We start from the raw sequence: 13,043 nt of genomic DNA, 5'->3' as shown, positions 1-13,043 counted from the left end.
GGCGAGAAACTTCACCTACTTTAGCGAAATACGGAAAAACGAGACGTTCATCAGCGTTACATAAGGCGCAGCGCACGGCCTTTAGCAAATCGAATGATTCAGCGTGGCAATCATTGTAGACAGAGTAATCTGTGCTGTTAATCTTGTTTTAACCGCCTCAACTAAATCAATCATTGTCGGAGAAAATATGAAATACGATCGCATTCTCGCAATACTGGGGACAACTTGTTTTGCGGTTTTTGCGACTGCCACGTTCGCTCAAGACAGTCCAATTATACATGACGCAGAGCACATGATCTTGCTAGGGCAACACGGCGAGCGTTGGGCGGAAGAGGATGCGGCTATAACGGAGCGTCTAGCTAAAATCCGCGAGTCAAATGGTGGTAAGCCGCCGAATATTATTAACATCTTGCTAGACGATGTTGGCTTCGGTGAAATCGGAATGCCGGATATGGATGTGGTTCGCGGCTATTCTACACCACGAATTTCACAACTGGCGAACGAAGGCATGTCGCTGATGAGGATGTATACTGAGGCGTCCTGCACACCCACTCGCGTTGCCATGATGACTGGGCGCTATGCGGTTCGTACCGGAACAACGGAAGCAAAAGCAGTCGTAGCCGGTGATGGATTGTCTGCCTGGGAGGTCACGCTCGCTGAAGTATTAAGTCAGGCAGGTTATGAAACTGTCCATCTAGCAAAGTGGCATCTAGGTGACATTGAGGAGTCGTTCCCAATCAATCAGGGTTTCGACTACGCGGAGTTCCCGATCCACCAGCAGGGACAGATGGCTGTTATGAATGAAACAGCAGAGACCGAAGGGATGACAATGGGTCAGTCTCGTAAACTTCGGGCAGATACATTTGAACTGGACCGAACGTTCCGCACTAACCCAAATGCCATGGTATATGGGGTCGTTGGCTCGAAAGGAGGGCCTCTTAAAGAGGTGAATTTTAGAGAGGGAGAGGTTTTCACGCAAGACCATTACAACCGGATGGAAGAAGGTTATAAGGACAGCGCTCTGCGCGAACTCGAACGCCTCGCCGGTGGTGATGTGCCTTTCTTCCTACAATGGTGGCCACAAAAGCCGATTTCCTTAACTCGCAGCGACATTGAACAGGCTCAGACGCTGAACGGTGGACCGATGGCGGAATCCATTCATATGGTCGATGGTTGGATCGGTGAAATCTTGGACAAGATGGACGAGCTAGGAATTTCAGATAATACGATTGTCGTAGTCACCGGAGACAATGGCCCGTTCATGCAATATGCCGATAAGAGCGGGCAATCCGACAGAATTTACCGTGGCGGCAAGACTGATCACCTCGAAGGGGGTGTGCGGACAAACTCCTTCATTCGCTGGCCGGCCGGTATCAAGGCCGGCGTCCGTGTTCAGGACATTATTCATATCACAGATTTCTACACGACCTTGGCGCGCTTTGCTGGGGCGGACGAGTACATTCCGCGAGATCGTCTCGTAGACGGGTTGGATCAATCCGCAATGATGTTATTGGGCGAAACGCACGGACGGCGCGATTATGTTTTCGTGTACGAAGGACCACTTCTTAAATCGATCGTAAAACAACAATACAAATTTCATCTTCCAGAACCCGGCTCAAATCCCATCGCGGCACCAATTTTCGATCTGTATAAAAACCCACGAGAAGATCGACCGCTAGACGCTATTTACTATGGCGTTGGATTTGGTGTTCCGTTCGTAAACATGATTAAGCGACATCTGGGAATGAAGGTGCAATACCCCGACCGCGAACAGGCCACTGATACGCCGTATGGAGGTATCGAAAACCTTCGCCCGGAAACCCAAGCACTGGTCCAAAGAATGAATGCTTTGAAACCAAAATAACCTTATATCAATGGTGAAAATGCTTTGCCAAACGCTTGAACTCACTGCTATGGCGTTAGCCTTCGCCGCTTGGAGAGCGCCGGTGCACGGGCGTCGGCTTGGCATTGCAAAGACTTCTTTCATCGTTGATTCTTGGCAGCAAATGAGATCATTGAGTGTAGAAGTGTGGCTTGCATTCTCGGTTTCGACGCGAATTGATTATCTCGCAGTGGAAAAGGTGGTACCCGGTGGCCGCTGAGTATCTTTGGATCTGGCCGGTAGCATTTGCTCTCGTTTTTGGCGGAGGCCATTATTTAGTTCGTTCGATATACACAGAACCAATTTCAGGCGAACTGCGGGATTTTTTATCTACGGCCGGATTTCGTATAGGGACCTTACATGCTCTAGTTGCTTCTTTAGCGTTTAGTACGATCGCCGCAGAACAGCTTGAGTTTTCTAAAACAACAGAATCTGAGGCGCTTGCAATCGAGAGGATGTTTTTGATTTTGTTAGAAATTGATGGGTTAGAAGCGCATCAAGCACGCAAACATCTGACAACATACTTAGAAGAAGTCATCTCGGTGGAAATTCCATTTCTTGGAGGCGAAACTGTAAGTGCAAAGGCGTCGATTGCTTTACAAAAGTTCGAAGCTGCACTGCGAAACGTTGTCGCCATTAACGCTGATGATCCCTCTGCAGGATTCCTTTTCGAGGAATTGAGAGAAGTTAAGAAAGCAAGGGGGCAGCGTTCGTTCGACAACTTTCGACCTTTGCCTGCTGCAATAAAGTTCGTCGTGATTCTTGGCTTCCTAGGCACACTGGGTTGTTTTCTTGGATTTCAACGCAATTTCGCGACATCTACCGGTATCGCCGCATTTTCTGCAATAAATGGGGTCATAATCGGCGCTCTGTGGATGTCTCAGTATCCAAATTCGGTATATGAGCGCTCCATTTTATTGCCATTCGAAATAGTTAATCAGCGCACATTTATTGCGATATCCAACTAACAGGCCAAAATGTTCGCACTGTGAGCTGAACGGATGGCTTTCACCGTAGCCAAACGTTCAAGGATATTGGTGGTTCGGCTTCAAGGCGGTCACGCTGCGGCGGTGCAAAAGTAGTTCGTCCCTTTTTGAAGTGACTGCCTTGGGCTCGGTGCCGACATTCGTTGCACAAGGCATAAGTGACTGCTCTGCGGACGAAGCTGTCATCGCAGATATGTTGGGGCTCTTCACCGAGGATTAAGCGAGGCAAACTCCGCTAGAAATCCGTCGCGCAAAGATTAAAAAGCCACCCTTGCTTGGCTTGAACTAGCATCGCGATGACTTCCCGGCGCAGATGCTCCATCTGCTCCAAAGTGCCGCCTTCGTCTTTGTAAACCAAAGCTGCGAACCCAACCACGTCAGTTGCCAATATTGCGGCCTGTATTCATTCGATGTTACCTCAGGTTCTTGATCTGGGAGCACTTTATCGCTGATGAGTTCCTCCTCCTACCGGACGAGAAAGTTGGAGGGCTGACTTTGTCAGCTTTCGTTTACTGTGACAGCCAGGATTGAAATCTTGCATCAAGATCATCTCGGTAGTCCGCCCACCATTCGTAATTGTAAATGAGGGTATTCTCTCTGTTCCGCGGATCTGTCGGCATGTGCTGAGCCATTTCTATGCCTAGCTCAGCATGTTTACCGACCAGTGGCGCAGAGGATTTCCGCGCTGGGCCATAGGGGATATATTTTGCTTGATCGGCAAGGCGTTGCGTATCTGTCGCAAAGCCAACGAAGTCCAAGGCGTATTGTATCCGTTCTTCCGACAAGTTGGCTGGTATGATCCAGCCATCGAGGTCGAAGACCTGCGCGTCCCAAAGCATCGCAATTGGTTGGCCTTGCTCCTCGATTACTGAAAAAAGCCGCCCGTTATAACCCGACCCAAAGACCACTTCGGCATCGGCCAAAAGTTGCGGCGGCTCAGCTCCTGCTGTCCACCACACGACCTGGTCTTTGATCTCATCGAGCTTTGCGAACGCCCGGTCCTGTCCTTCTTCCGTCTCTAGGATCTCGTAGACTTCGTCCTTCGGAACTCCGGAGCACAAGAGTGCCCATTCAAGATTGTTAATGGGACGCCTCTCAAGAGTTCGCTTTCCAGGAAAGGCCTCAAGGTCGAAAAAATCGCAGACATCGTCTGGTTCCGCCCCATTCCAATCAGCCACGTCAGTTCGGTAGCCGAATGCGGTAGAGTAAACGACTTGTGGGATGAAGCAGTCTGACACAAGCAGACTTCCGAAATCCTCGGATGCTGGTGTGCCGTCTGGGGCAGGCGGAAGCATTTCATCGTGGACGATCTTAGTCGCTAGTCCTTCGTCGCAGAGACGGATCGCGTCGGATGCAACCACATCAACAAGGTCCCAAGTGGTGTTGCCCGCTTCCGCCATGGCGCGAAGCTTGGCAACCGCCGAGGCAGAGCTTTCGTCCCAGACGAAACTGACATTGGGATTTAGCGCCACGTAGGGCTCGGCATAGGCCTTCTGCTGGCTCATCTGGTAGGCGCCTCCCCAGGACACAAGGGTGAGCGCAATTGGACCTTCTGCAAAGGCTACACTAGCGGCGAAAGAGGTCGCGATTGCTGCTCCTAGTAAGAAGTTACTCTTCATGTCGCATTCCTCCTTTGGCTGGCCAGGGCATTGGTCTTTGTTGGCTCTCTAAAGGTACATGGTAGCCGAAATCAGTAAAAATTGGGAGATATGGTTCTGGAACAAGGAAGGGGCAATGCTGCCGATCAACTGAAATGAAGTCGAAATGAACGTCTTTTAGAGTCTGAGTAGGGCAACCAGCCTAATATTTGATGTCCGCTTTGGGCTCGAAGCAGACTTTCGTTGCAACTTGATTGAACGTCTACTTTGCGGACAAAGCTGTCATTCGTGAGAGACGTTCGAGTAACTGGTGAAGCTCATAATTGACTTAACTGCCTAGAGAACGGACTTTGTCTGGGGGTGAATTTGCGTGGCTTAAGAAAAATGGCGATCTCGATAAAACTACTATCTGACGACCTTGGCTATGAGGAAGCTCGCGATCTCTGCCGTGAATGGCTGGAATGGCATTGGGAAAACTACCCATCAGATTGGCCTGTCGAAGGAAATCCCATGGAACCCGAGCGCTTCAAAAAAGTGCTTGAAGACATGCCAAACTTGCACGCAAGGCCGCGAGGCGGCATCTTTGTGGCGTCCATTGCCGACCAACCGGTAGGCTGCGTTATGTACTCTGAACAATCCGCCCTTGTTGCCGAATTCAATCGCATGTTTGTTAGCGAAGCTGGCCGTGGGCACGGAGTTGGTCGCCGTCTGCTGGACGCGATGTTCAATCAAATGATTGAAGACGGTTACCAAATGGTTATGTTTACGTCCGCTAAATTTCTGACACACGCCAAAGCCATGTATGAGAATGTCGGTTTCACCAATAGGCCTCATCCTGAAGGTTTTCCCGACGAGTGGATACCTTACACTTACTGCATGGAACGTTCGCTCAGGGATTGATGCAGCAATTCGGGAAACGTGCAGTTCCCCCTGACTTTGGGCTAGGTGCCGACGTTCAGTGAGTTTCACTAAATGTCTGCTGTGGTGCGGACTTACCAGACGGTCAACTATCGCGCTGCTTCGAGGATGATTGAAACCACTTCACTTTCAAAAGACAGTGGTCTCGGTTAGCTTAAGCTAAGAAATTTGTTTCGATTGCTGGGTTGACCGGCCTCGCAAGAGCACACTGTGTTTTTAACGTCGGCAACTGGCGGGAGGAGACGCACGTGGGATTCGTATCAATGCGGTCAATCAGCCATAAACTTCTTCATTGGATGAGCGCGCTGATCGTGGCTTTGCCCAGCGGCGCAGTCGGTCAGTCTGACACAGCAACAATTCCTCGGATTGGTTTACTAACCTGGTCGGCGTGTGAAGAAGCGTGGCTATCGAACAGTTCCGGTCCTTTCTTGCGAGGGTTGGGCGAGTTTGGATACAAGCCTGGCGAGTCCGTTTTGATCGAGTGCCGTAGTGCAGGCAAAAGTTATGACGGACTATCGGAGGCGGCGGCCGACCTCGCAAAACTCCCATTAGATGTCATTGTCGGAGACTCGGAGCCGGTGGCCCACGCTGTGCGCACCGAAACGTCGACAATCCCGATGGTGATGATCATTAGTGGCGATCCGGTGGACGGGGGTCTAGCACAGAGCCTTGCAAAACCGGGGGGTAACGTCACGGGCGTCACCTACTATGCCACGGAACTCACCGCCAAGCGGCTGGAACTCCTGGCAGAGTTGCTTCCAGAACTGACAAATGTCGGCGTCCTCGCCAATCCGAATGTGGCTTACATGCCATTTGAAGAGGATGCCAAACGGGCCGCTTCCCGGCTAGGTATTACCGCAACAGTATACCAGGTTCGTGAACCTGACGATATAGTAGAAGCGTTCTTGCGGATGAAAGCCGACGGCGCTCAGGCCGTCTTCGTGCTGCCCGACTTGATGCTCGCTAATCAAGTTACAAAGATTGCCGAACTCTCTCTGGATCACGGTTTGCCGTCGATGGGTTGGGGTGGCTGGTTCACGCCAGCTGGCTTTTTGATGGCCTATTCTTCGGATTATTACACGATGATCCATCGGCTCGCCTTCTACGTGGACCAAATCTTGAGTGGTGCAAATCCGGGCGACTTGCCAATTGAGCAACCAACTACTTTCAGCCTGTCGATCAACATGAAAACGGCAGAGGCCCTTGGTGTGGAAGTGCCGCAAGGTTTGTTACTGTTGGCGGACGAGGTGATCGAATGAAACGCGACTGCAAGCCAATTGTTACGATTGGTGCCGCGTAGTCGTGAAAGGTGCAAGGGGAAAACCACGTCGGTCTTTGTTCCGAAAATATTTCCTGGTTTTGTTTATTGTCGTGAGCGTTCCGCTTCTGACCACTGGCCTAAGCGACGCATGGTTTGGCTATCGCGATCAACGCGCCTTGCTCAACTCTCTTTTGCGGTCGGAGGCGAATTCAGCAGCCTCACGGATTGAGACTTTTCTCGACACTATCAAAAACCAACTCAGTTGGACCGTTCGGCTAAACTGGTCAGCGGATACTCGGGATCAACACAGATTCGACGCTTTGGGAGTTCTTCGCCAGGTTCCGGCTGTTATCAGCATTACGCTGGTAGATGGCGACGGGGTCGAACAGCTCTTTTTGTCACGGATCGACCTGAACAGGATCGCGAGCGGAATTGATCGTTCCCGTGATCCAGCGGTGTCTGGAGCGCGATCCACACAGTTATGGTACGGCCCGGTCATCTATTACCAAGGTTCAGAGCCGCATATGACAATTGGCCTGTCTGGCAATCGCAAGGCCGCAGGCATCGTGGTCGCCGAGATCAATCTGAAACTCATCTGGGATGTGATATCGGCAATTAAAGTGGGAGAAAACGGCCAAGCTTTTATTTTGGATGAAACCAATAAGCTTTTCGCACATCCAGACATCAGTCGGGTGCTACGTGGCACTGATGATGAGACCTTGATAGCTATGCGCGATTTGCGAAGGGCAATTGATGAGGCTGAAGGTGAAGCGGTCGTCGCCAAAAACATTTCCAATGGAAATGTCGTAATTGCGATGTCGGCCGTCTCAGGAACGGGATGGGCAGTTTTTGTCGAGCAACCGCTGTCCGAAGCCTTTGCTCCAATCTATTCCGCCCTTTGGCGTACAGCAGGGCTGATGCTCGCGGCCGCCGCGTTCTCTGCATTGCTTGCCTTTTGGCTCGCTCGGCGCATGGCTGGTCCCATTGGTGAACTAGAAAAAGGCGCGGACCACATCGGCGCAGGCGACTTTGACTACCGGATCGAAATCGCCACGGGCGATGAACTCGAACTGCTTGCGAACCGGTTCAACCTAATGGCCCGAGGTCTCGCTGTATCTCAAGAGCGATCAGAAAGGATCTCTAGACTAAAGCGATTCCTGGCACCGCAAGTCGCCGAGTTAGTTGAAAAGTCAGGGGACGAAAGCGTGCTAGCGGGGCAGCGTGCGGAAGTTGTCGTGGTCTTTTGCGACCTTCGCGGCTTTACCGCATTCTCCGCCGGATCCGAACCCGACGAGATAATGCAGGTGTTATCTGACTACCATGAGGCACTCGGTTCCATCATCACGCGCTATGAGGCCACGTTGACGAACTTTTCAGGAGACGGGCTGATGATTCTTGTAAATGCGCCGGTACGGTGTGCAGAGCCAGCAATACGTGCAGTGGACATGGCAATTGAAATGCAGACGGAAATTCAAAAGCTCGTCACCCAGTGGCGTTCCCGAGGTTACGAACTCGGGTTCGGAGTTGGACTTGCGATCGGCGAGGCAACGGTCGGTCGAATTGGGTATGAAGGTCGCGTCGAATACACTGCCATTGGTAACGTCGTGAATTTGGCTTCGAGACTGTGTTCATCTGCTGACAATGATCAGATCCTCATTGATCCCGTATTGGCGGAGACCGCGCGTGGAAATTTTTCTTTGGTTTCACTCGGTCGCCGCAGATTCAAAGGTTACGAGAAACAACTAGCCGTATTTAGCGTTTCCCATAGTTAGTTTAAAATCCCGTCGGACTAGGAACTGGGTTTCTAGCGCTGACGCCGAGGGAATGGCAGGATGTTAACGCGACGCTGTTGTCATAAACCCCACGACCATGTGAAGCCAAGTCACTGGATCGTCTGATGACAGAGCATCAGAGTAAGCCTTAAGTGAATTCTATGGAATTGGTATTTGCATATGGTGCGGGTCTGCTGACCCTAATCAACCCCTGCGTCGTGCCGGTGTTGCCTATTGTGATCGCCACCGCGTTTCAGTCGAGTAGCTTTGGGCCCGTCGCCCTGTCCGCGGGGTTGAGTTTGTCGTTTGTGAGTTTGGGCGTCGGTATCACCGCATTTGGACAGGTGCTAGGGATCGACATCGACACGATTTCTAAGGTCGGGGCCGGACTGATGGTGCTGTTCGGTTTGGCGCTCTTAGTTCCGCAGGCCGGGGCGGTTCTGGCTGGAGCAACGGTTGGACTTTCCTCACAAGCTGATGCGCAAATCGAATCGCTCGACCGCAGCGGTCTGCGTGGGCAATTCCTTGGTGGGCTGCTGCTAGGCGCTGTCTGGAGCCCTTGCATCGGTCCGACACTGGGCGGAGCAATCTCGCTTGCGTCACAGGGCGAGGGACTTCTGCGCGCCACTGCTATCATGGTGTTCTTCGCCGCAGGCGTCTCGACGCTGATCCTTGGGCTTGCCTATGGCACTCGCGGCGCCTTCGGGCGCTACAATACACAACTTCGCGCGCTTGCGCACAGCAGCAGGCCTATCCTTGGAGTGGCCTTTGTCACCGTAGGCCTGGCATTATTGTTTAACCTTCACCACATGATCGAGGCCTGGCTGATCGGTGTTCTGCCTGCATGGTTGATCGATCTCTCAGTCTCTTTGTAACAACGATCAAAGGAGCCCACTCATGGATCGCCGTCACTTTCTCGTCTTGACCGTCGGTGCAGCGTCTTTGCCGTTTGCCGGCAAGGCAGCCCCGCTGGAATACGAAGCTGGACTATTGGAAAAACACCTGAAAACCGGAGATACTGTGTTTCTGGATTTCAAGGCCAGCTGGTGCAGTACTTGCGCTGCGCAAGAGCGGGTCATCAATACGCTGAAATCGGAAAACTCCGATTACGAGGCCAATATTACGTTTATCGACGTTGATTGGGACGACTATGGAAAATCGGAGCTGGTCAAACGCATGAAGATTCCGCGCCGTTCGACACTTGTCGTGCTGAAAGGGGATCAGGAACTGGGCCGCATAGTCGCCCAGACGGGTAGATCACAAATCAAGGCGCTGATGGATACTGCTTTGGAGGCCGCGACTGCTTGACTTTGAACTACTGGGAAGAACCGTTGGCAACCCAGGCCTATCGGTATCAGTGGCTATTTCTTCAGTAGAGCAAACTGGAGCTTCTGGCGCTAATCTTCGCCGTTACTTTCGGCCCTTTGCCGCACATTTGCTACTTAATCGGTTAAACTACCTCCCTCGTAAACCCATTTGATGGCGGCGGGGTCCGGGCAAATCCGGCTACCGACCTCGCGCAGGTGCCGGGAAATTTCGTCCGTCATTCCATCCATTCTTGCCTCGCCGACAGCGCCCTTGCGGATCATGGCTCCGGAATTTAGAATTGGGATCTCTGAGGCCGTACGCCCTTCAAACTTTTCCTCATTCGCTTTCATCCATGGGAAGGATGTAAATTCCAGTACATTAGCCCATTGTGCTTCGCTCAGCTCTTCACCAATGAATTCGGCAATTTTTCGAATTGATCCGTGGTGGTCGCTCTTCATGTCAGTAAAATGCAGGAACAAAACATTTGCCTCATTCCGGAGCGGCCACCACGCGGCGAGAAAGCCAAAGATCGCGCCTTGCATACCGTTGGCGTCAATCACATCAGAATAGAAGGATGGAAAGTCGGGTCGACAAAGGGCTTCTCTTGGCACGCCCCAGAGTTCATACCATGCGTCCGAGTGCTTGTTCAGGAATGGCCTGAATGAAACGAGGGCCTCCTCCGGATTTCGCATGATTACGACATATTTGACGTCGGTGCCCGACCCGACGCTCTGAAACGGCACCGCAGGTGGCGGCGAATGCGTCTTGAAAGCGCGGCGCGTGTTGGTTGGCATGGCTGTTACCCGTTCAACCACGACTTCCTGGGGCTGCCCGGGGAAGGCCAAAAATTCAATCCAAGGCACCTCTTCGTAGACGTCTCGAAAATCATCAGTCCCGCCCGTTAATAACTGATGAACGATGTTCATTGTCCAGGTTGTCCCGCTTTTAATTGGAACAGAAATCACCACATCACCGTCCCTCCAAGCGATCTTTTGTTGAATTTCCGGAACTATCCATGGTGGCCCTGAAGGTGGGGCGGCGTCTTCTGGGGCGGCGTTCATTATAATTGACCTCTCATTGGCCTCTCTTCGGTCGAGAGGACTAAACCACTAACTTACCCCGTAAGAGCAGACTTTTCCAAATCCCGCGCACTAGGACCACCAAGGTAGATGCGTCATGACAAAAAATGACGGGCAACGAACAGCTCCATTTTCACGCCACTCAGGTTCAATAATAAAAAAAACCGGAGCGGGCTGACAGCAGGCGGTCGCTGAGTTTTTTCGCATGTCTGCTTTGGGCTCGACTCGGTCATCTGAGTGATTTGGTCAGATGTCCCCTAATGGACGGATAGCAGACCCAACGTTGCAAAACGCCAACGTCTGCCTTGCGGACGGAGCAGCCGTTCGACCGCTTAGAGCACGACCCGGTCACCTGACCGCGGGAAGGCGTTACGATTTCGTCAAGCCCGCCAAACGTAATCCCTCGATCAAATGGTCGATGTACTCATCGCACTGAGCAAAAAACAGAGTGTTTCGAAAATCATCTTGAGTGAGGTTAGGCGCATCCGTTTTGAGCTGATCCACAGCCTCCTTGGCCTTTGGGTCGCCTAAATGACCTAGAGCAGATGTCCTATAGAGACTGGCCCATATCATCGCGTTCGGTTGAGCAAGCGCCGCTTCCGCGGACAAGACCGCGGAAGTGTAGTCTTTCAAACTCAGTTGAGCAAAGGCGCGTGCAAAGAAGAATGAGGTGAGCTGTGGATCCTGCGGTGACAATCGAATTGCAGTATCAAAGCAGGGAAGCGCGGCCGTCGCGTCGCCGCTGAATACAAGTGCAAAGCCAAGTCCATGATACATCTGTGCAAATGCAGGACTAAGTCCGATTCCAGTTGTGAACTCTCGGATCGCGCCGGGGTAATCGCGTTTTAACTGCAAGACCCGGCCGAAAGTGAATCGTGCTCGGACGTCCCTGTCGTCCAACGTGATGGCACGTCGCGCATACCGTTCGGCTTCAGAAATCGTTTCTTCAACGTCCCGGGCGTTCAAGTTCCAAGCATCGTAGCAAAGCTGATAAGCTAGACCCGCATGTGCGGCCGCGAATTCGGGGTCAGCGGCTATCGCGTTCCTGAAGCATTCACGTGCGATTGCAGCGTCTTTTGGAGTGAACTGATAAAGACGCCACATCCCGCGATGATATAAGTCCCAAGCGCCCAAATCATTGACCGGTTTTCGCTTTGAGCGCTCACGTTCGACATGTTCTAGTTCGGGCTGTATTCGGGCGGCGATGGTCTGCGAAATCTCGTCCTGCAGATCGAAAATATCATCGAGAATCCGATCGTACCGATCAGCCCAAATGTGTGTGCCCGCTGCAGCATCCATAAGTTGCACTGAAATCCGTACCCGAGCACCTGCTGTACGCACGCTACCTTCTAGCACATAGCGAACTCCTAGATCCCGGCCGATATCTTGCAAATCCATTTTGGCGTCGAGAAAGCCGGAGGTTGCATTCCGCCCTTTGACAGATAGCGACGTAAACCGCGTGAGTGATGCAACGACTTCCTCGGTGACACCATCTGCCAGGTAATCTGTTTCGTCGGTGCCAGACATGTTTCGAAACGGCATGACCGCAATGCTCGGCCGCGCAAGTTCGTTGACATGAGTTGTCCGCCCAACTTCGATTGAACCCATTTCCTGATCGTCTATGAGATGAGCGCAATAGACACGAACAGGCCGGAGAATGTTCTTGAATTCCTGTGGGCCCAGATCTTCAAACAACGTTTTAGAGCGGGAATTTACTTCAGCATGAACCTTCTCAGAAACGGCTATGCCTTCAGGTGGCGACAGCCCTTCTAAACGAGCCGCGATGTTCACGGTGTCACCATAAACGTCACCATCTTCGATGATGATCTCCCCTTGATTGACGCCGATCCGCAAACGAATGCGCTTCTCCTCTGGAAGATCAGTATTCCGCTCAGCCGTTTCCGCTTGGATTTTCCGCGCACAATCCAACGTCGCAGTCGCGCTGGTGAACTCGGCGATGAAGCCGTCTCCCATATACTTCACCAAGCGTCCCGAGTTCGCTACGATCGCCGGTTCGATGATACCGCTCTTTAGCTCGCGCAAAATACCCAAGGTACCGTCCTCATCAGCCCCCATCATGCGGCTGTAGCCAACAATGTCGGCAGCCATTACAGCTGCGAGCCGACGCTCCATGAAACGTATCCTCTCCTGTCATCGGGCTTACGAGCCTATGGATCGCGAAACCATTACATCAGCATCGAATTCGTTCAAGTCGAGGTGCTCAACATCTCGAGACAAA

General features: G+C 52.1%; 11 protein-coding genes. 7 read left to right on the top strand and 4 right to left on the bottom strand.

The genetic code is table 11. From position 1 onward, the window contains the following. Positions 1-187: 187 nt before the first annotated feature. Entirely contained in the window at positions 188-1,864 is a 1,677-nt protein-coding gene (locus GOV45_RS11395; protein WP_170477521.1) for a sulfatase-like hydrolase/transferase, read from the top strand. Positions 1,865-2,091: 227 nt separating this feature from the next. After that, positions 2,092-2,850 carry a hypothetical protein gene (locus GOV45_RS11390; RefSeq protein WP_170477519.1) on the top strand — a complete coding sequence of 253 codons (759 nt, stop codon included), beginning with the start codon at positions 2,092-2,094 and terminating at the stop codon, positions 2,848-2,850. A 253-nt stretch (positions 2,851-3,103) separates the two neighbouring features. Here the strand turns inward: GOV45_RS11390 and GOV45_RS11385 are convergent, their stop codons facing one another. Then, entirely contained in the window at positions 3,104-3,256 is a 153-nt protein-coding gene (locus GOV45_RS11385) for a hypothetical protein (protein ID WP_170477516.1), read from the bottom strand. A 121-nt stretch (positions 3,257-3,377) separates the two neighbouring features. Further along, complete coding sequence (locus tag GOV45_RS11380; RefSeq protein WP_170477513.1) at positions 3,378-4,487, bottom strand: extracellular solute-binding protein; 1,110 nt, start codon at positions 4,485-4,487, stop codon at positions 3,378-3,380. Positions 4,488-4,850: 363 nt separating this feature from the next. On the opposite strand from GOV45_RS11380, the gene GOV45_RS11375 reads away from it, so the two are divergent. The 5 genes from GOV45_RS11375 to GOV45_RS11355 all read left to right on the top strand — a co-directional run bounded on the left by GOV45_RS11375 (position 4,851) and on the right by GOV45_RS11355 (position 9,725). Continuing rightward, positions 4,851-5,366: a GNAT family N-acetyltransferase gene (locus tag GOV45_RS11375; protein WP_170477511.1), complete on the top strand. Its 516-nt coding sequence runs from the start codon at positions 4,851-4,853 to the stop codon at positions 5,364-5,366. 266 nt (positions 5,367-5,632) lie between these two features. Next, entirely contained in the window at positions 5,633-6,643 is a 1,011-nt protein-coding gene (locus GOV45_RS11370) for an ABC transporter substrate-binding protein (RefSeq protein WP_217362456.1), read from the top strand. Between the two features lie 112 nt (positions 6,644-6,755). Further along, positions 6,756-8,417, top strand: coding sequence for a cache domain-containing protein (locus tag GOV45_RS11365; protein WP_217362455.1), 1,662 nt, complete (start codon positions 6,756-6,758; stop codon positions 8,415-8,417). 161 nt (positions 8,418-8,578) lie between these two features. Beyond that, a complete protein-coding gene (locus tag GOV45_RS11360) occupies positions 8,579-9,292 on the top strand; it encodes a cytochrome c biogenesis CcdA family protein (RefSeq protein ID WP_170477505.1) in 714 nt (237 codons plus the stop codon). A 22-nt stretch (positions 9,293-9,314) separates the two neighbouring features. After that, positions 9,315-9,725 (top strand): thioredoxin family protein, encoded by a 411-nt coding sequence (locus tag GOV45_RS11355; RefSeq protein WP_170477503.1) that lies wholly within the window; start codon positions 9,315-9,317, stop codon positions 9,723-9,725. 134 nt (positions 9,726-9,859) lie between these two features. Here GOV45_RS11355 and GOV45_RS11350 read toward each other — a convergent pair whose 3' ends face one another. Both GOV45_RS11350 and GOV45_RS11345 read right to left on the bottom strand, forming a co-directional pair. After that, the gene (locus GOV45_RS11350; protein WP_170477500.1) at positions 9,860-10,786 is read right to left on the bottom strand and encodes a sulfotransferase domain-containing protein; all 927 of its coding nucleotides are present in this window, start codon (positions 10,784-10,786) and stop codon (positions 9,860-9,862) included. Positions 10,787-11,173: 387 nt separating this feature from the next. Next, entirely contained in the window at positions 11,174-12,937 is a 1,764-nt protein-coding gene (locus GOV45_RS11345) for an adenylate/guanylate cyclase domain-containing protein (RefSeq protein WP_170477498.1), read from the bottom strand. Positions 12,938-13,043 lie beyond the last annotated feature (106 nt).

Source organism: Ruegeria arenilitoris (assembly GCF_013035425.1).
Taxonomy (GTDB): domain Bacteria; phylum Pseudomonadota; class Alphaproteobacteria; order Rhodobacterales; family Rhodobacteraceae; genus Ruegeria; species Ruegeria arenilitoris_A.
The sequence above is the reverse complement of the archived record's forward strand: the minus strand, read 5'-3'. Positions and strand labels throughout refer to the sequence as shown.

What these genes read in the sequence shown, in the direction of transcription:
- GOV45_RS11395 (WP_170477521.1), top strand. Translation starts at nt 188, where the DNA reads ATGAAATACGATCGCATTCTCGCAATACTGGGGACAACTTGTTTTGCG.
- GOV45_RS11380 (WP_170477513.1), bottom strand. Translation starts at nt 4,487, where the DNA reads ATGAAGAGTAACTTCTTACTAGGAGCAGCAATCGCGACCTCTTTCGCC.
- GOV45_RS11375 (WP_170477511.1), top strand. Translation starts at nt 4,851, where the DNA reads ATGGCGATCTCGATAAAACTACTATCTGACGACCTTGGCTATGAGGAA.
- GOV45_RS11360 (WP_170477505.1), top strand. Translation starts at nt 8,579, where the DNA reads ATGGAATTGGTATTTGCATATGGTGCGGGTCTGCTGACCCTAATCAAC.
- GOV45_RS11355 (WP_170477503.1), top strand. Translation starts at nt 9,315, where the DNA reads ATGGATCGCCGTCACTTTCTCGTCTTGACCGTCGGTGCAGCGTCTTTG.
- GOV45_RS11350 (WP_170477500.1), bottom strand. Translation starts at nt 10,786, where the DNA reads ATGAACGCCGCCCCAGAAGACGCCGCCCCACCTTCAGGGCCACCATGG.
- GOV45_RS11345 (WP_170477498.1), bottom strand. Translation starts at nt 12,937, where the DNA reads ATGGAGCGTCGGCTCGCAGCTGTAATGGCTGCCGACATTGTTGGCTAC.